Here is a 22,763-nt window from a genome sequence, read left to right on the forward strand (position 1 = left end):
CCAGTTGACCCCACAAAGGTCATACGGATAACACCCAAAAGCGTTACAGAATTTCCGCCGGTATGTGCAGGATTTTTACCGGGAAGACGAAAGCTCCGTGGAGAGGCTCTGCCGCCGTTTGGCTTCCCGTTCGGCGAGTTTGCCCTGTTTGACCAGTTCGAGGGTGCGGTGCAGCAGATAATCGCGGCCCTGCAGGATGTCGTCCAGCGTCCGGTCGACCGTAAAATCCGGCTCTACGGTGAACCCGTTGGCGTTTTTCGGATTGACGGCGTGAATGAGTTTCTTGAGCGGAATCCGGACCCGGATGCCCGAATTCGGCAGGGTTACGTACTGAAACTGCCCGGCAAAATCGCCCCAGTAGGCCCCGCCCGACGGCTCGCCGACAAACGTACCCAGCCCGGCGTCCAGCGTCTTGGCGAGTACCGACGTCGTGGCCGAGTATGACGCCCCGTTGACCAGAAAATACAGGTTGCCCCGGTAGGCCAGTTCCTGCTGCGGTTTGCGCTTGGGCGGCGCGGGCCGTTCGCGGAAGCCGCCGGAAGGGTCTTTTTTGTAAAAAACCGGAAACAGCATCCACGTGAACGGATTCCAGGCTTTCACGTAGGCCGAACGTCCGCCCCGCTTGATGACGCCGGGCTCCATGAGCTGAAAGGGCTGGGGCATCCAGTAACTTAGCAATCGTACGGCGTTCAGAACCGTGCCGCCGCCGTTGTTGCGCACGTCGATCACCAGATTCTGCACGTTCTGGTCCTTTATTTCGGTAAACGCCTTCCGGAGCTGCCGGTTGTAGCGCAGCCCAAACCAGTCGCGGGACGAATTGGAAAAGGTCTCGATGCGCAGCACGGCCGTTCCGGGCAGGCTGTCGATTTTTCGCACGGCCAGATTCGGCAGGGTACTTTTCATCTCGCTGCGGTACCGGCGGACGGCGTAGCGGTGTAACTGCCCCGACGTGAGGCACGACACGGTGGCGTCGCGGACGGTGGTGTCGCCGGGCGTCCGGCAGGTGAGCGTAACGTAGGTCTGCGGCCCGTACCACCAGAGGTAATATACCGGAAAATAAACCAGGCTGCGGGTGCGGGCCCCGGCCGTCAGGTCGCCGTCGTTGCCGCCCCGGTGGTAGCGTTGCAGGGTTTCGTGGATGGCGGCAAACGGCTCGCCGTTGAGGGCCAGAATCTCGGTGCCGCGGCGGAGGCTGGTGTCGGCAGACAAATTATGGGAAATGTAATACCGGCTGCCCACCTGCCGCACCTCGAAAGGAAAGTAGCGGTACGGCCGGATGATGTAATCCCGCGCGTGCATGACCGCCAGGTGCCCGTCTTTCAAAGACGCAATCAGCGGGACCACCTGACGCTGAAAAAAGTCGTGGTACGAAACGGGCGGAGCCGCCTGGTTGACCAGCGAATCGTACAGCCGCTCGTAGTTGGCCTGGGGCGCATAATGACCGATGCCCGGATAGAGTCTGTCCAGTTTTCGTTTCAAAAACTTCATGTCCGCCCGGGCTTTTTCGGGGGTCAGCGGCTGCGCACCGACGGAAAGCCAGCCCAACAGGCAAAGCGCCCAAATCAGAAATTTCATTCCGGTATCAATTTCTAATTCAATATACATGTTTGGCAGCGGCTTTGCAACGAATAGGGGCGGTAGGTGTGTTACGTGTCAAAGCGGTGACAAGGCATTTGGCCGGAATACAACCCGTGAGAAACAAATAGTATTGAAAAAAGTTAGCAAAAGGATTACCCCCCAACCTATGATGAAAGCCATTCTACTGATTTTCTGCAGCCTGCTGACGGGCATTCTGTCAGCGCGGGCGCAGGACAAACGGACCGTCAGCGGCTACGTGAAAGACGCCGCCAACGGCGAGGGCCTGATCGGCGTTTCCGTTTACGGGAAAGAAGCCGCCACCGGTGCCGTAACCAACAATTACGGATTCTACGCGATCACCGTGCCGCCCGGCACCTACAGCCTGATCTTCACCTTTGTCGGCTACCGGAAAGAAACCCGCACCGTCGATCTGACGATGCAGAACGTGCGCCTGGACATGGAACTGCGCGAGGAAGGCCGCGACCTGCAGGAAGTGACCGTCTCGGCCCGGCGCGAGGACGACAATGTGAAAAGCATTGAAATGAGCGTCAACAAGATCGAGATGAAGACCATCCAGCGCATTCCGGCGCTGCTCGGCGAAGTGGACGTGGTGCGGAGCATCCAGCTTCTGCCGGGCGTTTCGACGGTGGGCGAGGGGGCTACGGGCTTCAACGTCCGCGGCGGGGCCATCGACCAGAATCTGGTGCTGCTCGACGAAGCGCCGGTCTACAATTCCTCGCACCTGTTCGGTTTTTTCTCGGTCTTCAATCCGGACGCGGTCAAGGATGTGAAACTGGTCAAGGGCGGCATTCCGTCGCTGTACGGCGGGCGGATCTCGTCGATTCTGGATGTGCGGATGAAAGAAGGCAACGCCAAACGGCCGGAAGTGAACGGCGGCATCGGGGTCATTTTCAGCCGCCTGACCTACGAACGGCCCTTGTTCAAAGGCCGCGGGTCGTTCATCGTGGCGGGTCGCCGGTCCTACGCCGACGTGCTGGCCCGGCCGTTTCTGCGCGGCGACCTCAAAGGCACGCGCTTCTTTTTCTACGACTTTACGGCAAAAGCCAATTACCGGATCAACGACCGAAACACGGTTTTCCTGTCGGGCTACCTCGGCCGCGACGTGTTTGGAGCCGACTTTGGATTTAACTGGGGAAACGCGACGACTTCCCTGCGCTGGAACCACGTGTTTTCGGACAAACTGTTTCTGAACACGACCGCCTTCTACAGCAATTACGATTACCTGCTCGATTCGGACCTGCGCCGCACCGATACCCGGGATTATTTCCGCTGGAAATCCCGCATCAAGAACTACAGCGTCAAACCGGATTTTACGTATTTTCTGAAAAACAACACCCTGACCTTCGGCGGACAGGCGCTGCTCTACGAATTTGAACCCGGAACGGCCACGGCGGCGACGGGCGGCGTGGAGCGGTCGTTCGGACTGGAACGCAAATATGCCCTGGAAAGCGCCCTTTACGTCGGCAACGAACAGCAGGTGTCGCGGCGGCTGCAGCTCCAGTACGGACTGCGGTATTCCTTTTACAACTACATCGGTTCGGGCGTGGCGTACACGTTTTTCACCAACGAAACGCCCGGCCAGCGCCGCGACGTGATTCCGGGCCTGACGCAGCGATACGGCCGGGGCGAGACAATCCAGACCTACGGAAACTGGGAGCCGCGTTTTTCGGCCAAACTGGACCTGGGAGCCCTGAGTTCCCTGAAACTGAGCTACAACCGGCTGGCGCAGTACATCCACCTGGTGTCCAATACCACCGCCTCGACCCCGCTCGACGTCTGGACGCCTTCGACCAACAACATCAAACCGCAGATTGCCGACCAGGTCGCGGGGGGATATTTCCGGAACTTCGGCCGGACCGGCACCGAGTATGAAGCGTCGGTAGAGGTGTATTACAAATGGCTGCAAAATCAGATTGATTACATCGACGGGGCCGATCTGCTCCTGAATCCGCTGCTGGAAGGCGAACTGCTCAACGGCCGGGGCCGCGCCTACGGATCGGAGTTTTTCCTCAAAAAGAACAAAGGAACCCTCACGGGCTGGGTCAGCTACACGCTGGCCAGAACCGAACGACTCGTGGAAGGCATCAACAACGACCGCTGGTTTCCGACCCGCTTCGACCGGCGGCACGTCCTCAACCTCGTGGCCCTCTACGACCTCAACAAACGCTGGAGCTTCTCGGGTACGTTCTCGCTGTCGAGCGGCACGCCGGGCACTTTCCCGACCAACGGCTACACTTTTCAGGGCTGGCTGGTGCCGCATAATGCCGAAAATGCCCGCAACAACTACCGGATTCCGCCCTACCACCGCCTCGACCTGTCGGCAACGCTGCAGGGGCGCAAACGGCCGGGCAAAAAGAAGGAAGACAACTGGGTTTTCTCGCTGTACAACGTCTACAACCGCCGCAATCCGTTCTCGGTCTTTTTCCAGCAGGCCGACGACCGCCGGACGGTCAACGTAAACGGCGAGCAGGTACAGATTCCGCAGGCGGAAGCCATCCGGTACTCCATCTTCGCCAGCGTGATTCCGTCGGTGACGTATAATTTCAAGTTTTAACCATCGTATCGCGGAAGAAAGACGGGTGAAGCGTTTTTCACAACGGCCCTTCGCGCCGCGAGACTGCCTATTTTTCAGACATGAGAAGCCTCAACATATTCCTCCTTTTTCTCCTTGTTGCGCTCACGGCCTGCGAGGAAAAAATTGACATCAGCCTCGACGAAGGCCCGTCCCAACTCGCCGTAGACGGCTGGGTGACCAACCAGCGCGGCCCGCAGACCATCCGCCTGACCCGGACGGCCGGCTACTTCAACGCCGGATTGCCGCCTGCCGCCACCGGGGCCACCGTGACCGTCACCGACGACCGGGGCAAGGTCTACGCCTTCACCGACGGCAAGAACGACGGCAATTACGTCTGGACCCCGACAAAAACGGATTCCGTTTTCGGGCAGGTCGGGCGGACCTATACGCTGAACATTGCCTTTTCCGGCGAAACCTACCGGGCCGTGTCGGCCATGCGCCCCGTTCCGGCCGTCGATTCGGTGACTTTTGTGAAACAGAAACTGACGCCGGTGTCTTCAGAAGAAGGCTATCTGGCCGAATTTTACGCGACTGATCTTCCGAACTCGCCGGATTTCTACTGGATCAGGGCGTACCAGAACGGCAAGCGCCTCGACCGGACCATAGACGTGTCGGTTTCCTTCAACGGCGCTTTTACCGTCAACGGGGCTGACACGGACGGGCTGCTCTTCATCCGGCCCATACGTCAGGCCATCAATCCCGAGAAACTGTACCAGGAATCCGATTCGGTGCGGGTAGAGGTGCTGTCCATCACGGCCGATGCGTTCAACTTTTTCCAACAGCTGAGCACCCAGATCAACAACGGCGGCCTGTTTGCTTCGCCGCCCGCCAACGTGCCGACCAACGTGCTGAACACCCGGACGGCGGGCCCCAAAGCGGTCGGTTTCTTCGGCGTTTCGGCTGTGGGCAGCAAAACCGTTAAGGTCGATAAGGCTACGATTCGGCCGAAGTCCTGAGTTTGTCCCGTTCGGCCGCAATTGGCTTGCGGCCGAACGGTCTCATCCGGGTACGGCAGGCACGGCCGTCCTGCTTCAAAACCGCCACCGCAACTGCACTTTCACCTCCGTCTTGTGCGGCTTGCTGATTTCGTCCAGGTCCGAGCCGATGGAATCGGCCTGCCGGGCGTCGGTGCGGGCCCAGCGCAGCCAGAGGTCGGCGTGGCGGTTGAGGGTATACTGCACCAGCAGGTAATGCCGCCAGCCCCGGTTGTAGTAGGCCGGAATGGAAAAAGCGTACAGCACGTCGCGTTCGTAGAGGTACTGGCGGCTGTCCCAGTCGTCGGTGCGGAACCACGCCAGTCGTCCGCTGAGCGAAAGCCGCCCAAAATCGGCCGTGGCATCCTGCGCAACGACCAGTCCCTGGCTGCCCGGCTGCCCCCGATACCGAAAACCGCCGCCCTGAACCCGCGTCCGGACCGACAGAATCCGGGTTGGGTTGTATTCCGCATTCAGCACCAGACTGTTCCGGCGCGTGCGGACCACCTGCACCGGTTTAGTGCCGGGCAGATTCTTTTCCTTGAATTCCTGCCGGAAAATAGCGTTCAGGGTCCATTTTTTGGTCGGGGTCCAGGTCGTTTGCAGGAGATAATCCCGGCCGCCTGAGGGCTTATCGACCAGATACCGCAGCCACGGGAAGCGAAACTGGTCGAGGTAGGCTCCTACGGTCAGGCGGCGGTAGACCACGTACCGGGCACCGGCATAAAGTCCCGTTTCGTTGATGGTGCGCGACCCTTCGGAGAAGCCGTTGGCGTAAAAACTGTGAAAATTCCGGTCGAAATGCCGGTAGAGGAGCGTGGCATCCAGCCGTTTGGTAAGGCTGGCAATGGCTCCGCTGACGACGCCCAGTCCACCGCTGCCGGTTCGGGAGCCGCTGCTGTAGGCCAGTTCGCCGAAAAAATTGACGTTGCGCCAGACGTAGGAGCCGTGCAGTCCGGCCAGCCGGTTTTGTTTTCCCGAAAATTCAAACTGATTATAAGCCGCGTTCCGGCGCTGGAGGGCCTTGTCGAAGGTCGTTTGCAGAAAGGTGGCGCCCAGTTGAAAGCGATCCGTCTGATACTGGAGGTGCGCCCCCACATTCTGTTCGCGCAGACTCGCCCGGTCGTCCAGTTCGGAAGCGGTGCGGTGCAGTCCGGAAGTTTGCAGTGAACTGACGGTCGGTTCCTCGCCCGCCACGATGTTGGCATCCCGGCGATTGCGGGCGGCCAGCAGGGTCAGATGGAGCTTTTTGGTCAGTTCGTAGGTGGCCGTAATGCCGCGCAGGTAGCCGTATTCGGTTACCGACGCGTAAGGCCGGGCTCCCAGCGTCGGGCGGCGCACCCCGGCGACAGGCTCCGACCCTTTTCCGAGAAAAAATCCCGCCGACAGCACCAGCCCCTGACCCGCCTGCACCTGAAAATCGCCCACCGTGATGTTTTTCCAGCGGCCCCGGTTCTGGACCTGCGCGTGGAACGACAGAAAATTGACGCCGTAATAGTACCGCCCCGGCTGCCAGCGGAAGGGCTCGCCGGGATCCTGTTCGGCCGTCAGACCGAAACTGAACCGGCGCGGGCGGCTGTAGCGATACCGCAGGAACCATTGCGGCGGGTCGCCCAGATAGCGGCGGGGCAGGTTGCCTTTGGTGTCCGGTTCGGCGGGCGAAAAGCCTTTCTGTTGCTCCAGCACCCGCTCCATCCGCAGGGTCAGGTAGTGGTCCGTGGGATTGCGGAGGGAGCGGACGCGGCTGTCTACCGTCACAAAAGGCAGCAGGCGGCGCACCGTCGGCAGGTCGAAGTCGGGAAGGACCTGTAGTTCGTAGACGGAGAGAAACGGGCCTAATTCCTGCCGATAGGCGAAGAAATGGTTAAGCTGCTTCTCCGTGAGGAGGTTCGTTGCCGCCAGCTCTTCACGCGTGACGGCGTTGAGGTCCAGCGGATTGGCGTACAGTTGAAACAGGTTGTCGAAAACGACCTGCACGTCCACGCCCTCGGTCTGCACCGGCACGAGTTCCTGGATGAAGCGGTTGAGATCGGCCTCCCGCTGGCGAACCGGCTGAGCGGTCGCCACGACGGGCCATACGAGAATCGAAAAAAGGAAGAAACGAAACACAGGTCTAACGGATGGGGGATATCCGTTAGACGAATGAATTTACGGGAAGCAACCGCAGCGGACTGCAAAATTTTGCAGCGCTGCCCCACCGGCCCTTAAACGGCAAACCGCCGCCGCAGAATCTCGATCAGGGCCGCCACTTCGTCGCTGCTCATATCCCACATGTACTGGGCGGCGTAGCGGTACGAAATCAGGTCGCGGGCCTGTTCGTATGTGGAAGCCCGGTCCAGTTCTTCGATGGCCTGGTTGTACGAACCGGCGTTGCCGTTGAACAACTGGTTGATGAACATAAACTTCTGGTTCAGCGAAATGCTTTTGGACAGGCTCTCGATAGGCGCGCGGTAGAATTTTTCGCCAATCGTCGGCGGGGCGTCGGTCCGGGGCGGCTCGGGCGATTCGGCCACCGTCGAGGGAACGTGAAAATCGTGGCGGGTTTCCAGACCAGTGGCTGGTCCGGCGCCGAACGACGGGGCCGAAGGCTCTTCGGCGTGGCCGTTCTCAATAAAATGAACCGAACCGTTGGTGACCGGCGCTGCGGGAGCGGGCGGCGTGAGCGGGGCAGGCTCCGGTTCCAGCGCGGGAGTCGGCGTCGGGCGGGCTTCGGCTTCCGGCGCGGCCGGCGTGTCGAGGTCCAGTTCGAAAAAGGAACGGCTGGCCGGGTTGGCGGGCTGCTGCGGCGTGTGCGGATCGTACGGAACCTTGCGCAGCAGAATGGCCGGATCGAGCGGGGCTTTTTCGGAAAACAGCGCGATGTACTTATCCGGCTTTTCCAGTTCGCGGCCACGCTGCGTCAGGATTTCATCCAGCAGGTTCAGGGCGTGGTTGACGTAAATAAACTCTTTGCCTTTCATCCGCTCTTCCAGTACCTGCGGCACGAACTTATTGATTTGGGTGTAGCGCGTCAGTTGTTTGGCGGCTTCGGCCGAAAACTGAAAATCGGGCTGGTTGCGCAGGGCTTCGTCGAAGTAATGATGCGGGTCAAAAAGCAGCGTCAGGGTGCGCTTGACAGCTTCGGCCAGCAGGGGTTCCAGATGCTCCCGGCGAACCGAGATATGCTGGGAAACGGTATTCATGAACGCCTGAAGCGCATGCCGGACCTCAGGGTTTTCAAAGTCGAAATAAGGACTGCGGAATTTCTCGGCGTCGGCTTTCCATTTGTCGTATAAAGCGCTGACAACAAACAGATTGACCTGCCCGATTGGGGATAGCCGCAGCAGTTCAGCACCTGAAATGATCGTGTGATTGGCAAAGAAGTCCCCGGCCAGACGACGGGCGTATGTCTTGCTGTATTCGGTCAGAGAAGATGTGTTGAATTTGGTCGACATGTCAAAATATCTTTGCTTTGTAAAGATATAGTTTTCGCGGCGAATCCTGTCGGAGGGGTCTAAATTTATCCGGCAGGCCCAGTTTTTGTCAATAACAACAAAAATGCCAGCGTGCGCTAATCTCAGCCTAGTTTTCGAGTAAAGAACGACACCAGCGTATGTTTATTGAACCAAGCCGTCGGCCGGAACCGCCTCACCTGCGGACCGGGTGGATAGAAGTGATTTGTGGATCGATGTTCTCGGGCAAAACCGAAGAGCTGATCCGACGGCTCAACCGCGCCCTCATCGCCCGTCTGTCGGTGCGGATTTTCAAACCGGCCGTCGATACCCGTTACCACGAAAAGCACATTGTTTCGCACAACGCCAACACGGTCGAATCCATACCCGTCCGCTCGGCGCACGAGATTCTGGAGCTGGCCGGCGATTGTGAGGTTGTGGGCATCGACGAGGCTCAGTTTTTTGGCGATAAAGAAATTGTGGAGGTCTGCAACCGGCTCGCCAACGAGGGCAAACGGGTCATTCTGGCCGGGCTGGATATGGATTTTGAAGGAAATCCGTTTGGCTGCATGCCGCAGCTGATGGCGATTGCCGAATACGTAACCAAAGTCCACGCCATCTGCGTGGTCTGCGGCGATATTGCCAGCTATTCCTACCGACTTGTGCCCTCCCGGGAAAAGGTTCTGCTTGGCGAAACCGACAGTTACGAAGCCCGCTGCCGCAACTGCTTTCAGCTCGGCGAACGGGCCGGGAAACGGGAGTGGGTGTACGAAAAGCAGCCTGAGTAAAAGTCCTGGCTTCGATAAAAAAGCCCCGCACCCGTTCTCGGATGCGGGGCTTTTGACACTTGCGCCAAAGGCCGCAGAGACATTAGAGTTTTCCTTTCAGAAAATCCGCCGTGTAATTTTCGCCTTCCGGCAGCTGCACCATTTCCTCCGGTGTGCCTTCGAACGTCACGTAGCCGCCCGCTTCACCGCCTTCCGGGCCGAGGTCGATGATGTGGTCGGCGGACTTGATGACTTCCGTGTTGTGTTCAATGATGATGACCGAATCGCCCTGATCGACCAGCGCGTTGATGGCTTTCAGGAGCTTCCGAATGTCGTGGAAGTGCAGACCCGTCGTCGGTTCGTCGAAGATAAAGAGCGTTTTTCCTTTGTTGGGATTGCCTTTGCCGAGAAACGACGCCAGCTTGACCCGCTGCGCTTCCCCGCCCGAAAGCGTGTTGGACGACTGTCCCAGCGTGATGTAGCCGAGACCCACTTCCTGAAGCGGCAGCAGCTTTTCCACCATTTTGGGGTCGGCTTTCCTGAAAAACTCAATTGCTTCGTCGACGGTCATGTCCAGAATGTCGGAGACGTTTTTGCCTTCCAGCGCCACCTCCAGCACTTCTTGCTTGAAGCGCTTGCCGTTACAGCCCTCGCACTTCAGGTAGATGTCGGCCATAAACTGCATCTCCACCTTCACCTCGCCTTCGCCCTGGCAGATTTCGCAGCGCCCGCCGTCCACGTTAAACGAAAAGTGCGACGGTTTGTAACCCCGCGCTTTGGAAACCGGCTGTTCGGACATCACCTGCCGCAGGTAGTCGTACGCCTTGATGTACGTCACCGGATTGGAGCGGCTCGACTTGCCGATGGGGTTCTGGTCGATCATCTCCACCGAAGCGACGCGGTCGAGCGAGCCGCCGAGGCTGTCGTGCTTACCCGCCTCTTCGGCTCCGCCGCCTTTGAGCCGCGACAGGGCCGGAAACAGCACTTTCCGGATGAGCGTCGATTTGCCCGAACCCGACACGCCCGTGACCACCGTCAGGGTATTGAGCGGAAAACGTACGCTGACGTCTTTCAGGTTGTTTTCCCGGGCGCCGTTGACGTCGATCCACTGCGTGGCGCGCCGCCGGAACCGGGGCACAGGCACCGTTTCCTTGCCGGTCAGGAAGTCAATCGTGTACGAATGCAGCCCCGACTCCAGGCCATTACTTTTATCTTTTAACTCTTCACTTTTAATTGCCTCCCAGGTTCCCTGAAAAACGAGCTTTCCGCCGCCGGCTCCGGCCTCGGGGCCGATGTCGATAAGCTGGTCGGCGGCCCGCATCACTTCTTCCTCGTGTTCGACAACGATGACCGTGTTACCCATGTCGCGCAGGGATTCGAGCACGCTGACGAGGCGCTGGGTGTCGCGCGGGTGCAGGCCGATGCTGGGTTCGTCCAGAATGTACATCGAGCCGACCAGCGCCGAGCCGAGGGAGGTCGCCAGCTTAATGCGCTGGTATTCACCGCCGGACAGCGTATTTGTCAGGCGGTTCAGCGTCAGGTAGCCGAGGCCGACGCGTTCCATGTATTCCAGGCGGTTGCGGATTTCGACCAGAATGCGCTTGGCAACCTGCTGCTGGTGTTCGGGCAGTTCGAGCGCCCGGAAGAAAGCCGCTGTCTGACTAATCGGCATCAGAACCAGATCGGTAATCGAGTAGCCGTGTGACGGGCCACCGTTCGACGGACCGCCGTGTGACGGGCCACCAGCAATTTTGACGTAACTGGCATCGACGCGAAGGCGTGAGCCGCGGCATTCCGGACAGGTCGTTTTGCCCCGGTAACGCGACAGCATGACCCGGTACTGCACCTTGAAGGTCTGGCTTTCGACAAAATCGAAAAATGCGTTCAGGCCGCTGAAATACTGATTTCCGGTCCAGAGGACGTCTTTTTCGGCCTGCGTCAGGTCTTTATACGGTCGGTGAATGGGGAAGTCGAAGCGGATGCCGTTTTTCAGGAGCGGCTTCAGAAACTCCTCGCTCATTTTCTCGCTCCGCCAGGGGGCGATGGCGCCTTCGAACACCGACAGGTTTTTGTCCGGAAAAACCAGATCCGGGTCGATGCCCAGTACCTTGCCGAACCCATCGCAGCGGCGGCAGGCTCCGTACGGGTTGTTGAAGGTGAACAGATTCACGCTTGGCTCCTCAAAGACCAGCCCATCCATTTCGAATTTATCCGAAAATGTCCGCGATTCGCCCGGGTTGTCGCCCCGGCCCACGATGTCCACCCGGCAGATACCGTCGCCTTCGTTGAAGGCCGTCTGGACCGAATCCGAGAAGCGGTACTGGTTATCTTCTTCCGGCTTGCCGTCATCGCCAAACTGCACTGTTCCCCGGTCGATCAGGATTTCGAGGGAAGAAGCAGAGGAAAGGGACGCCAGGAGCGAGTCGTCTTCCAGCAAATCCTCGATCTGCAGGACCTGCTGACCCGCCGGACCGCCGTCGGCCACAATGCGGGTGTAGCCTTTCTGAAGCAGGATTTTCAGTTCATAGGCCAGCGTGCGCCCTTCGTGAATGGTCAGCGGCGCCATGACCATGACGCGCTGCCCGTCGGGGAAGGAATAGAGATAATCGACCACGTCCGTGACCGTGTCCCGTTTCACTTCGCGGCCCGAAATGGGGGAGTAGGTCGTGCCGGCGCGAGCGAAAAGGAGTTTGAGGTAATCGTAAATTTCCGTGGAGGTGCCCACCGTGGAGCGCGGGTTGCGCGTGGTGACCTTTTGCTCAATGGCGATAGCCGGGGAGACGCCCTTGATGAAGTCAACTTCGGGCTTCTCCATCCGCCCCAGAAATTGCCGGGCGTAGCTGCTGAGGCTTTCGACGTACATCCGCTGCCCTTCGGCAAACAGCGTATCGAAGGCCAGCGACGACTTCCCGGAACCTGACAGGCCCGTTATAACCACTAATTTATTGCGGGGAATGGCAACATCCAGGTTTTTCAGGTTGTGAACCCGGGCGCCTTTAATGACGATAAACTGCTTCGGGTCAAGGCGCTCGATGTCGGTCTGCACCGACGGACTAACCGATATATTCATTCTGTAAATTTAGCAAACCGTATCTCAAGGCTAACGGTTTTTAGGACTTTATGGTTTCTTTAGGCTTAATTACTTGTATCGCGGAGTGAAGCGGAGGAAAGCGAAGCCGGGCGTACCCTTTTCTGGCTGGAACGCACGAGAGGCTACGGCTGTTTCCCCGTTCTGCCCCTCGCTGCGACTCTTTTTTCGACACCCAGATGGATTTTTACGAAGAGGATATTTACAAACTCCTGCTGGCGCTGCTGCTCGGAGGAGCTATCGGAGCGGAACGGGAGTACCGGAGTAAGTCCGCCGGTTTACGGACGATGATCATGATCTGCGTGGGTTCGACACTGTTCACGCTGGTGTCGCACCGGCTGAGTCCCGACCACGACCGCATTGCTGCCAACATCGTCAACGGCATTGGTTTTCTGGGGGCGGGCATCATTTTCCGAGAAGACAGCCGGGTGAAAGGGCTCACTACGGCCGCAACGGTCTGGGCCGTATCGGCCATCGGCATGGCTATTGGCGGCGGTTTTTTCGACATTGCGCTGGTTGGGTTTGGGCTCATCATCGGGTCCCTGCTGATGCTTTCCCGGCTGTCGGTTCGTATTTCGCAGTTCCGGCAAACCCGTGAATACCGCATCACGACGCCTTTCAAGAACAAGACGCTGAATTATTACGACAAGCTGTTTGAAGAGTGCGGGCTGACGGCGCAGCGCGGCCCGCAGCTACGGCTCGGCAGCCAGATCATCGGTCGCTGGAAGGTGGAGGGGCCGGAAAAGGCGCATGAAAAATGCATCAAGAAGCTGCTCAACGACCCGGACGTGAAGGAATTCGAGTTCTAACCCCTGTCAGGGTTTGCGACCGCTGACAGGGTTGCAACGCTTTAGACCAAAACCGGGTCCCGTTCGTTATGTATAAGCATTCTTTTTCCTGTAAACTTGCATCATGAAATTCATACAGAAAAGCCTGTTTTTATTGCTGTTTCTGAGCAGCGGCTTGGCCTTCGGGCAGATTACGGAAGACCCCGAGGACCGGCGCAATCCCGGTAAAGAACCCAACCGCGCCACTACACCGGAAGGCGACCCGCTGCCGTTCAGCCAGCGACTGCGTTTTGGCGGCGGCATCAGCGGATTGTCCATTGGCAATCCCTTCAGCATTGGACTTTCGCCCGTTCTTGCCTACCAGGCTTCGGAGCGGGCCGTGCTGGGGGTTGGTATTAATTACATCTACACCCGTTTCAGGGTAGTGGATGCCTCAACCAACCAACGCATCAATTTAACGGCGAATCAGTACGGCGGGCGGGTATTTGGTCTCTATGAGATCATTCCCAGTGTTATCCAGAACCTGTACGCACATGGCGAACTGGAGACGAATAGCCTGCAGGATACCTACAAAGGTCTTGGAGTGCCCATTACGAGAACCTGGGTGAGTGCTCCCCTGGTTGGTCTTACCTATTCGCAGCGGATCGGCCGTCTGGCGGGTATCAACCTGTCAGCGCTGTACAACCTGAATTACAACGCCAATACCCTGCAAGCCTACAGCAGCCCGTGGGTGTTTCGGATTTCGTTCTTCTAACGAAGAATGAATAATGAACAATGAAGGCTCCGCCTATTCGTCCAATTGGATTGAGGCGGAGCCTTCATTATTCATTACTCATCACCTCCCTCGCTTTCTGCCGAACGCCCATCACCAGATCCGCTCCTTTTTCGCCGATCATAATTGCCGCCGCGTTGGTATTGCCCGAAACGATGGTGGGCATGATGGACGCGTCGATGACGCGCAGCCCTTCGAGTCCGCGGACCCGCAGCTTGGCATCCACCACGGCCATTTCGTCGTTCCCCATTTTGCAGGTGCCGACCGGGTGGTACACCGTTTCAACCTGCCTGAGGATGTGCGCCAGAATCGCCTCGTCGGAACTGCGGTCGGGCGGAGTGATCGTGCGCTCGCGGTACGGGCCAAAAGCGTCGGTCTCCATGATTTCCAGGGCAATTTTCATTCCTTTTAACAGCAGATTCCGGTCTGCTTCGGCCGACAGGAAGTTGGGCTGAATCACCGGCACATCAATCGGGTTGGCCGACCGCAGTCGCACGTAGCCGCGGCTTTGTGGCTTCAGCAGCGTCGGCAGAATGGTGAAGCCGTCCGTGCGCGGAAACGTATTGATGTCGTACAGATCGCCTTTGTAATCGTCGCCGATATGCGTCGGGGCGAAGTGAAGCTGCAGGTCCGGACGGTCTTTGGTTTCGTCGGTCCGGATAAAGGCGTTGGCTTCGAGCGGGCTGATGGTGGCCGGTCCCTGGCGGGTGGCAAAATACTGCAGCAGCGTCTGGAACTGGTACAGCGGCCTGAGGTAATGGTTGGTGCCATACAGGCCGCTGGTGAGGGCACTGGCTCCGGTGAAGAGGTGATCCTGAAGATTTTGCCCCACGCCCGGCAGCTCGTGCAGCGTTTCGATTCCGAACGGCCGCAGCATTTCGGCGGGCCCAATCCCCGACAGCATCAGAATCTGCGGGGAGTTGAACGAGCCGGCCGACAGAATGACCTCCCGGCGGGCGTAAATTTTCTCCGTCACATTCCGGCTGGTGATGACTTCCACGCCCGTGGCCCGGCCGTTTTCGAGCAGGACGCGGCGGGTATAGACTTTCGTGCGGACGGTCAGGTTCGGACGATTCAGGATGGGTTTCAGAAATGCCGTGGCGGTGCTTTCCCGGCGGCCGTTGCGGATTGTGAACTGAAAGAAACCCGCTCCTTCCTGCCGGATGCCGTTAAAATCGTTGGTTTCGCGAATGCCGATGGCTTTGCAGCCGTTAACGAATGCACCCGCCAGGGGAGTCCGGAAGCGGGTGGCAAAAGTCACGTTCATGGGGCCGTCCGTGCCGTGGTAGCGCGGATCGAGCTGGTCGATCTGTTCGTTGTGCTCCGAACGCAGGAAGTACGGAAGCACGTCCTGATAACCCCAGCCTTCGTTTCCCAGCGCCGCCCAATCGTCGTAGTCGAGGGCGTTGCCGCGGACGTAGGCCATGGCGTTGGTCGAACTGCTTCCGCCGAGCGTTTTGCCGCGGGGCAGGTACAGCATCCGTCCATCGACATGCGCCTGGGGTTCCGTCCAGTAGCCCCAGTCCACGGAGGTGCGGTTGAGTTTGGTGTAGGCGGCAGGAATGTGAATTTCCGGTTTGGTATCCGGGCCGCCTGCCTCCAGCAGCAGCACCGAAACACCGGGGTCCGCCGTCAGCCGGTGCGCCAGAACGCAGCCAGCCGAACCGGCCCCGACGAGGATGTAATCATATTTCATGGGTCAGGTTTAGGAAAGTCAGCCTGTGAAGATACAATTTTTTCAGGATAGATTACAAGATGTCAGGCGTTTAAGACGGCGAAAGTCCGGTCAGTCGGTTTTCAGAACCGGTCTTCGGAACGGGGTGTTTTTGAACGCATGGGTCAGATTGAAACGATAGCAACCGGTCTGCGCCTCCCGGAAGGTCCAGCCTTTACCGCCGACGGCACGCTCTGGTGTGTTGAACAGGAAGGCGAAAGTTTGTTTTTTCTGAAGCCCGATGGCGAGAGCGGCCGGGTCTCGGTGGGCGCGGGCAGCCGCCCGAACGGGCTTTATGTGGACAGCCTGGACCGGCTCTGGTTCTGCGACTCGGGCCTGAACGCCATCCGCTGTCTGAATTATTCGGCCGGGGCCACTCTGGACATGAAGCCGGAAATCATCATCGACCAGGTGGACGGCAAGCCGCTGAACATGCCCAACGACCTCATCCGCGACAGCGCCGGCAACCTGATTTTCTCCTGTCCGGGACCTTCGGGCGACGAGGCTACGCCCACCGGGTACGTCTGCGTCTGTACGCCCGTGGGGGAGGTTTTTAAGATTACCGAGGGCCTGTTTTACCCCAACGGGCTGGCCCTGCTGCCCGACGGCAACACGCTCCTGATTGCCGAAACGCACCGCAAACGCATCTGGTACGGGTACTGGGACCCGAACGCCGACGAACCGGCCTGGGAGAACCCCGACATCTGGGTCAAGACGGGCGAACCCGGCCACGGCCCCGACGGCATGACCATCGGACCGGACGGGAATCTCTACGTCGCCGTGTATGGAGCGGCCTGCGTGAAAGTGTACGACCAGCAAGGCAAACACCTGCGCGACATCAGCCTGCCCGGCGAGTGCCCAACCAACGTAGCCTGCGACCCGACCGGCCGGCGGGGCATCGTCATTACCGAAGGAGAACGGGGGGAGTTATTGCAGATAAACCCGTAGAGACACAGATTTCTGCGTCTCTACGGCGTCAAATTATTTCAGAACGTTCCAATTCATTACTCCCCACTTGGTCAGGCGGTAAAACAAGGAAACCTTCAGCACGCCCAGCCCGTAAATGGAACTGCGTTTGAAATTGATCGAGGACGCCTCTTCAAAATATTTCGTTGGGCAGGTAACCTCCGCGATGTCGAAGCCCTTGTAGAAAATCTGGGCGATCATCTCGTTGTCGAAGATGAAGTCGTCGGAGTTGTGCGAGAAGTCCAGGCTGCGCAGCACCCCGGCCGAAAAAGCCCGGTAGCCCGTATGGTATTCCGACAGCTTCTGATTCATCAGAATGTTCTGCGTCAGCGTCAGGAAGCGATTAGCGACGTATTTGTACATCGGCATACCGCCTTTCAGGGCTCCTTTGCCCAGAATCCGCGAGCCGAAGACAACGGGGTACAGGTCGTTGCCGATGATGCTGACCATCGCCACGATCAGCTTCGGGGTGTATTGGTAATCCGGGTGAAGCATCACCACAATATCGGCGCCCAGTTCGAGGGCCTTTTGATAACAGGACTTCTGATTGCCGCCGTAACCGCGATTTTTTTCGTGCCGGATCACGTGCCGGATGCCCAGCCGCCGCGCCTCTTCCACCGTATTATCCGGGCTGGCGTCGTCTACCAGAATGACTTCGTCCACAATATCAAAAGGTATCTCCCGGTAGGTACGTTCCAGCGTCAGCGCTGCCCGGTAAGCAGGCAGAACGACCGCTACTCTTTTCTGGTTATACATACGGGCAAAAGTACGGAATCCGGGGGAACGAATGAAAAGCAATGCAATCAACTGCCGATTTAGTGCGATATTGCGCCTTTGTACCCACGGTATCCACGGACCGTCCGTGAGGAGCTGTGCCCTTATCAACTATTTAGCAAGTACCGCAGACTTCGGTCGGTGGATACATAACCATCACAGGCCAAAGCCTGTGGATACATACTATGTTTAGCAACGAAGTAATATTTTTTGCGGGCTTTTCGCTGTTTGTGCTGGTCGTGATGGCCCTCGACCTGGGCTTGCTCACCAAGCAGAAAAGCCATGTGGTCAGCTTCAAGGAAGCCGGGATCTGGAGCGCTATCTGGGTGGCGCTGTCCATCGCTTTTTATTTTTTCATTAAGAATTACGGCTACCTCATCCACGGAATCACCGACATGGCACGGCTGGAGGAGGTCCGGGCGCGGTATGCCGACCATGTGCCGCTGGTGGCGGGAAATTTTGAGGAAAGCCTGCGCCTGTTCCAGAACAACATGTCGCTGGAGTACATCACGGGTTATCTGGTCGAGTACTCCCTGTCGGCGGACAATATTTTCGTGTTCATCATGATTTTCGCCTCCTTCGGCGTTCGTGAGCGGTTCTACAAGAAAATCCTCGTCTGGGGTATTCTGGGAGCCATCGTTCTGCGCTTCATTTTCATCTTCGTCGGCTCGGCCCTGCTGCAGCGCTTCGACTGGATCATCTACATCTTCGGCGCGTTCCTGGTGTATACCGGCATGAAGCTGTTCTTCGAAAAAGAAGGCGACGATAAGATTGAGCCTAAGAACCACCCCGTCGTGAAGTTTACGGCCAAGTACCTGAACGTGTACCGCCGCAACGTGATCGACCACTTCTTTGTCCGCCGCAAAACCGACAACAAGCTCTTCGTGACGCCGTTGTTCATCGTGGTTATCGTGGTGGCTTTTACGGACCTGGTGTTCGCCGTAGACTCCATTCCGGCCATTTTCTCGATCACCAAAGACCCGTACATCGTCTTTTTTTCGAACGTTTTTGCCATCATGGGGCTGCGGTCGATGTTCTTCTTCCTGTCGAGCATCATGAGCAAATTCCGCTTCCTGAAGGTCGGTCTGGCCGTGCTGCTGACGTTCATCGGTCTGAAAATGGTGCTGCACGCGCCGCTGGAAGAGTGGGGCTTCAAGACCGTTTACTCGTTATACGTCATCCTGACCATCCTCGGCACTGCCATTCTGGCGTCGTGGCTGATTCCGGAGAAAAAAGAGCCGGAGCCGGAGATGTCCGAACTTTGATTTGCCCTTTCCGGACCGCACCGGAGGACCATCTGGATTACACAGATTTTTATGATTAACTATGAAGTCTCAAAAAGACAATCGTGGTCAATTCATAAATCTGTGTAATCTGTGGTTCAGAAACCTATTCTCAAAGCTTACGCCCGCCGCCTGACTAACCTGAGCAGCCGCAACCGTTCCCTGTTGCTGACCAGCTTGCCCGCCGAACAGTTTCTGGACCTGCACGAAACAGATTACCGGCTCAACCAGCCTTCCTTCGACATTATCCGCCAGCTGATCGGCCGTAAGGCGACCGTTCCGGTCTGCGAAGTGCTGGACCCGCGCGACGGCAAGGCCAACGACGCCAGCCGCCGCCTGCGCCGCATCGCCCGGACGGCCCAATTTATTGAAGAAGAGCGCGGGGCGCAGGACCTCTACGTCGGGTATCCGTTCGTGCGGGGAAAATTTGCCGACGGAACGCCCGTCCACGGTCCGCTGCTGCTATTTCCGGTGCAGCTCATTCAGGAAGCCGGCCGCTGGCTGCTGCGCCGACGCGCCGACGAGCCGGTGACGCTCAACCGCAGTTTTTTGCTGGCCTACGCCCATTTCAGCAGCCTTTCCGCGCCCGAAGACTTACTGGAAGAGCCGCTCGACGATTACGAACGCGACGCTACGGCTTTCCGCACCCAACTGTACGAACGGCTGAAAAACAGCCCGCTTCGCCTCGATTTCAACCCCGACCTTTTCGCCGACCGTCTCCAGCCTTTTCAGGCGCTTAAAAAAGCCGATTTGGAACAGCTGGAAAAAAACGGCGAACTGAAACTCTACCCCGAAGCCGTCCTCGGTATTCTCCCTCAGGCCGGTTCCTACCTCGTCCGCGACTACGAAGCGTTGGAAAAGGAAGAAGGGGAAGAAAGGGAGGAAGGAGGAACGGAAGCGGCTCTTTTCCCCTTTCCTCCTTCCTCCCTTTCCTCCCCCTCCTTCAAAGAAGAACACCTCCACACACCGCTGCCGCTGGATGCTTCGCAGGAGGCGGCCCTGCGGCGCGTACGGGCCGGGGAGTCGCTGGTGGTGCAGGGCCCGCCGGGAACGGGCAAGTCGCAGCTGATCGCCAACCTGATGGCGGATTTTGCGGCCCAGGGCAAACGGGTGCTGCTGGTCTGCCAGAAACGGGTGGCGCTGGATGTCGTTTACGAACGGCTCCGGCAGGTCGGTATGGCGCCGTTTACGGCCCTGATTCACGATTTCAAAAACGACCGCCGGATGCTGTACGAGCAACTGGCCGACCAGATCGAACGCGTCGAAGACTACCGGAAGCAGAATCAGGGCCTCGACGCCGTGCTGCTCGAACGGACGTTTACCCAGACCGCCCGGCAGATCGACCAGACCCTCGGTGAGCTGCAGGCCTTCAAGGACGCCCTGTTTGACGAAAGCCTGTGCGGCGTATCGGCCAAAGAGCTGTATCTGAGCAGCAACCCCTCCGCGCCGACCATCGCCCTGAACGACCTCTACCGGCAGTTTCCCCTGAACGAAACCGGAACGTTCCTGCAGAAGCTGGAAAACTACGAGGCGTACCACCAGCGACTGGCGGCGCCGCATCCCTGGCAGAAACGGATTTCGTTCGCCCGGTTTGGCCTGGGGGATCAGGCCGCCATCCGGCAGGTGATCGACGAGGTGGTGGACCTGTCGGGCCGACTGGCGGAAGAAACGCTGATGCAGTTCCAGACGCCGCTTTCCTGGCAGAAAGCCACCCAGCTGGCCTACGACCGGCCCGCCCTGGAACGCATCATGGCCCAGACTGCCGAGCCGCTTTTCTGCGAGATTCTGCTGCGTTTTGCCCGGCGGAAAGTGCTGCCCGAGGCCGAAAACCGCCTGAAACGCCTGCTGGTGGATGTCGCCGAAGCTTTCGAGGCCGACCCGCAGTCGGTGCCGGTGCCGTTTGCCGACATTCCGGAGACGCTGGCCGTTCTGCGCGCCGGGGTGCAGGCCCGCGAACGGATGCTGGGCTGGCTGTTTTTTGGCGGGAAAAAACGAGTGACCGAACTGGCCGCCCGCTGCGGTTACCCGACCGACGCCACCAGCCTGAACCGCCTTATTCTGCAGCTCGACCGCCAGCAGGGCCTCCTGCGTCAGGTCGAAGCGGCCACCACGCAGCTGCAACTGCCTTCCATGCTGACGGACGATGCCGTGCGGATGAAAGAAGCCGCCGACCGGCTGTATACGGCTTTCTGGGGCGCTTCGGAAGCCTGGCAACTGCTCGAAACCCGCTTTGATTTTTTGCTGCCCTGGTTGCAGAGCCGAACCGGTGGGCCGTCTTCGTGGCGCGGACTTCAGGAACTAACCGGCTGGCTCTTGACCGTGCAGACCCGTACCGAGGCCTGGTACCGGCTGCTCACGCCCGCGCAGCTCGACGCCCTGTTGCGCCAGCCGGAAAGCATGGCCGCCGTGCTTCGGGAATCACTGGAGGCCGATTTTGACCTGCTCGTCGAGGCGGACCGGCTGCACGAAAGCCTGACCGTAGCCGAACGAACCGTGCTCGAACGCCTGATTACCCGTTCGGTCGGGGATTGGCCCGCCGTTTTTCAGAACTCCCTGCGGCTGGCCTGGCTGGCGTATCTGGAAGAGCAGCGGCCGGAACTGCGGAGCGTGTCGTCCCTGCGGATGCAGCAGCTGGAAAAGGCTTTGCAGGAAAATGTGGTGCAGAAACAGGCGCTGAGCCAGCAGATTCTGGGCATCCGGCTGCGCGAACAGATCTACCGGGATTTGGAATACAACCGCCTGAACAACCTTGTGACGTACCGCGACCTGGGGCACCAGGTAACCAAAAAACGGGCCGTCTGGCCGGTACGGAAGCTGCTGGAACAGTTCTCGGACGAAATTTTTCAGCTCGTTCCCTGCTGGCTTTCCTCGCCGGAATCGGTGTCGGCCATTTTTCCGCTGCGGCGGCACCTGTTCGACGTGGTGGTGTTCGACGAAGCCTCGCAGTGTTCGGCTGAATACGGCATTCCGGCACTCTGGCGGGCCAGCCGGGTGGTGGTGACGGGCGACACGAAGCAACTGCCGCCTACCGACCTTTACCGCGTCCGCTTCGAACCGGAGCCGGACGAGGATACACCGCCCGAACTGGAGGCCGAATCCCTGCTGGTGCTGGCCGCCCGCTCGTTTGCCCAGACGACCCTGCGCGGGCATTACCGCAGCCGCTCGCCGGAACTGATTGACTTTTCGAACCGGCAGTTCTATAAAAACCGCCTGCAGCTCCTCCCGGACTTCAACCACCTGGCCCGCCGCCAGCCCGCCATTTCTTACCGGAATGTGGGCGGCCTCTGGCAGCAGCAGACCAACGAAATGGAAGCCCGGGCGGTGGTGGACCTCATCCGGCAGCTTCAGACCGAAGAACCGGCCTTTTCGGTGGGCGTGGTGACGTTCAATTTCCCGCAGCAGCAGCTCATTCTGGACCTGCTGGAAGGAGAGGCTCTGCCGCTGCCGGGGACGACGGTCGAAGGGCTTTTTGTCAAAAACATCGAAAACGTGCAGGGCGACGAGCGGGACATCATCATTTTCTCGGTGGGTTACGCGCCCGACGAGCGGGGCCGGATTGCCGCCCAGTTCGGGACGCTGAATCTGGCGGGCGGCGAAAATCGCCTGAACGTAGCCGTGACCCGCGCCCGCGAACGGATTTATGTCATCACGAGCGTACAGCCCGCGCAGTTGCCCGTCGAGCAGACGCTGAACGAAGGTCCAAAACTGCTTCGCGCGTATCTGGAATACGCCCTGACCGTGTCGGAAGGCCGTTATCGGCCGCAGCCCCACACGCCCGAACGCCTGCCGACGGGTCGCCTGCTGAAAGATTATCTGAAAACGGAAGACGCCACGCTGACCGAAGAACTGCCCTTTGCCGATTTGACCCGAAAAAGCCAGCATGCGTATTCTGAACTGGTCCTGACCGACGATGCCCTTTATTTTGAAAGCACCGTGAAAGAAGCCCACGCCTACCTGCCGCTGTCGCTGCAAACGAAAAACTGGCCTTTCCGGCGAGTGTTCAGCCGGGTGTACTGGCAGAAACGGACCTGA

General features: G+C 58.8%; 14 protein-coding genes. 8 read left to right on the plus strand and 6 right to left on the minus strand.

Annotation, left to right across the window (positions count from 1 at the left end; genetic code table 11):
* Window positions 1-75 precede the first annotated feature (75 nt).
* Window positions 76-1,575 (minus strand): S41 family peptidase, encoded by a 1,500-nt coding sequence (locus ORG26_RS14570; protein WP_266362989.1) that lies wholly within the window; start codon window positions 1,573-1,575, stop codon window positions 76-78.
* A 169-nt stretch (window positions 1,576-1,744) separates the two neighbouring features.
* Here ORG26_RS14570 and ORG26_RS14575 point away from each other — a divergent pair, with 169 nt between their 5' ends.
* Together ORG26_RS14575 and ORG26_RS14580 are read left to right on the plus strand one after the other, a co-directional pair.
* The gene (locus tag ORG26_RS14575; RefSeq protein ID WP_266362991.1) at window positions 1,745-4,153 is read left to right on the plus strand and encodes a TonB-dependent receptor; all 2,409 of its coding nucleotides are present in this window, start codon (window positions 1,745-1,747) and stop codon (window positions 4,151-4,153) included.
* A gap of 80 nt (window positions 4,154-4,233) precedes the next feature.
* Window positions 4,234-5,130, plus strand: a complete 897-nt coding sequence (locus ORG26_RS14580; protein ID WP_266362992.1) for a DUF4249 domain-containing protein — start codon at window positions 4,234-4,236, stop codon at window positions 5,128-5,130.
* A gap of 75 nt (window positions 5,131-5,205) precedes the next feature.
* Here ORG26_RS14580 and ORG26_RS14585 read toward each other — a convergent pair whose 3' ends face one another.
* Together ORG26_RS14585 and ORG26_RS14590 are read right to left on the minus strand one after the other, a co-directional pair.
* Window positions 5,206-7,257, minus strand: a complete 2,052-nt coding sequence (locus ORG26_RS14585) for a ComEA family DNA-binding protein (RefSeq protein ID WP_266362993.1) — start codon at window positions 7,255-7,257, stop codon at window positions 5,206-5,208.
* A 95-nt stretch (window positions 7,258-7,352) separates the two neighbouring features.
* Window positions 7,353-8,582, minus strand: coding sequence for a hypothetical protein (locus tag ORG26_RS14590; protein WP_266362994.1), 1,230 nt, complete (start codon window positions 8,580-8,582; stop codon window positions 7,353-7,355).
* 158 nt (window positions 8,583-8,740) lie between these two features.
* On the opposite strand from ORG26_RS14590, the gene ORG26_RS14595 reads away from it, so the two are divergent.
* A complete protein-coding gene (locus tag ORG26_RS14595; protein ID WP_266362995.1) occupies window positions 8,741-9,367 on the plus strand; it encodes a thymidine kinase in 627 nt (208 codons plus the stop codon).
* 82 nt (window positions 9,368-9,449) lie between these two features.
* On the opposite strand, the gene uvrA is transcribed toward ORG26_RS14595, so the two are convergent.
* The gene (uvrA, locus tag ORG26_RS14600; RefSeq protein WP_266362996.1) at window positions 9,450-12,416 is read right to left on the minus strand and encodes an excinuclease ABC subunit UvrA; all 2,967 of its coding nucleotides are present in this window, start codon (window positions 12,414-12,416) and stop codon (window positions 9,450-9,452) included.
* Window positions 12,417-12,613: 197 nt separating this feature from the next.
* On the opposite strand from uvrA, the gene ORG26_RS14605 reads away from it, so the two are divergent.
* Both ORG26_RS14605 and ORG26_RS14610 read left to right on the plus strand, forming a co-directional pair.
* Complete coding sequence (locus tag ORG26_RS14605; RefSeq protein WP_266362997.1) at window positions 12,614-13,243, plus strand: MgtC/SapB family protein; 630 nt, start codon at window positions 12,614-12,616, stop codon at window positions 13,241-13,243.
* A 103-nt stretch (window positions 13,244-13,346) separates the two neighbouring features.
* Entirely contained in the window at window positions 13,347-13,976 is a 630-nt protein-coding gene (locus ORG26_RS14610; RefSeq protein WP_266362998.1) for a hypothetical protein, read from the plus strand.
* A gap of 67 nt (window positions 13,977-14,043) precedes the next feature.
* Here the strand turns inward: ORG26_RS14610 and ORG26_RS14615 are convergent, their stop codons facing one another.
* Window positions 14,044-15,690, minus strand: coding sequence for a GMC family oxidoreductase (locus ORG26_RS14615; RefSeq protein WP_266362999.1), 1,647 nt, complete (start codon window positions 15,688-15,690; stop codon window positions 14,044-14,046).
* A 138-nt stretch (window positions 15,691-15,828) separates the two neighbouring features.
* Here ORG26_RS14615 and ORG26_RS14620 point away from each other — a divergent pair, with 138 nt between their 5' ends.
* On the plus strand, window positions 15,829-16,656 hold the full coding sequence (locus ORG26_RS14620; RefSeq protein WP_266363000.1) for an SMP-30/gluconolactonase/LRE family protein: 828 nt from the start codon (window positions 15,829-15,831) through the stop codon (window positions 16,654-16,656).
* 33 nt (window positions 16,657-16,689) lie between these two features.
* On the opposite strand, the gene ORG26_RS14625 is transcribed toward ORG26_RS14620, so the two are convergent.
* Entirely contained in the window at window positions 16,690-17,430 is a 741-nt protein-coding gene (locus tag ORG26_RS14625; protein ID WP_266363001.1) for a glycosyltransferase family 2 protein, read from the minus strand.
* Between the two features lie 203 nt (window positions 17,431-17,633).
* On the opposite strand from ORG26_RS14625, the gene ORG26_RS14630 reads away from it, so the two are divergent.
* Window positions 17,634-18,713 (plus strand): TerC/Alx family metal homeostasis membrane protein, encoded by a 1,080-nt coding sequence (locus ORG26_RS14630; RefSeq protein ID WP_266363002.1) that lies wholly within the window; start codon window positions 17,634-17,636, stop codon window positions 18,711-18,713.
* Window positions 18,714-18,824: 111 nt separating this feature from the next.
* Window positions 18,825-22,763, plus strand: coding sequence for an AAA domain-containing protein (locus ORG26_RS14635; protein ID WP_266363003.1), 3,939 nt, complete (start codon window positions 18,825-18,827; stop codon window positions 22,761-22,763).

It is taken from the genome of Tellurirhabdus rosea, from assembly GCF_026278345.1.
Lineage (GTDB): Bacteria > Bacteroidota > Bacteroidia > Cytophagales > Spirosomataceae > Tellurirhabdus > Tellurirhabdus rosea.

Bases quoted from the DNA above. Each gene is read 5' to 3' on its own strand.
- ORG26_RS14570 (WP_266362989.1), bottom strand. From the start codon at position 1,575: ATGAAATTTCTGATTTGGGCGCTTTGCCTGTTGGGCTGGCTTTCCGTC.
- ORG26_RS14575 (WP_266362991.1), top strand. From the start codon at position 1,745: ATGATGAAAGCCATTCTACTGATTTTCTGCAGCCTGCTGACGGGCATT.
- ORG26_RS14580 (WP_266362992.1), top strand. From the start codon at position 4,234: ATGAGAAGCCTCAACATATTCCTCCTTTTTCTCCTTGTTGCGCTCACG.
- ORG26_RS14590 (WP_266362994.1), bottom strand. From the start codon at position 8,582: ATGTCGACCAAATTCAACACATCTTCTCTGACCGAATACAGCAAGACA.
- ORG26_RS14595 (WP_266362995.1), top strand. From the start codon at position 8,741: ATGTTTATTGAACCAAGCCGTCGGCCGGAACCGCCTCACCTGCGGACC.
- uvrA (WP_266362996.1), bottom strand. From the start codon at position 12,416: ATGAATATATCGGTTAGTCCGTCGGTGCAGACCGACATCGAGCGCCTT.
- ORG26_RS14605 (WP_266362997.1), top strand. From the start codon at position 12,614: ATGGATTTTTACGAAGAGGATATTTACAAACTCCTGCTGGCGCTGCTG.
- ORG26_RS14610 (WP_266362998.1), top strand. From the start codon at position 13,347: ATGAAATTCATACAGAAAAGCCTGTTTTTATTGCTGTTTCTGAGCAGC.
- ORG26_RS14615 (WP_266362999.1), bottom strand. From the start codon at position 15,690: ATGAAATATGATTACATCCTCGTCGGGGCCGGTTCGGCTGGCTGCGTT.
- ORG26_RS14620 (WP_266363000.1), top strand. From the start codon at position 15,829: ATGGGTCAGATTGAAACGATAGCAACCGGTCTGCGCCTCCCGGAAGGT.
- ORG26_RS14625 (WP_266363001.1), bottom strand. From the start codon at position 17,430: ATGTATAACCAGAAAAGAGTAGCGGTCGTTCTGCCTGCTTACCGGGCA.
- ORG26_RS14630 (WP_266363002.1), top strand. From the start codon at position 17,634: ATGTTTAGCAACGAAGTAATATTTTTTGCGGGCTTTTCGCTGTTTGTG.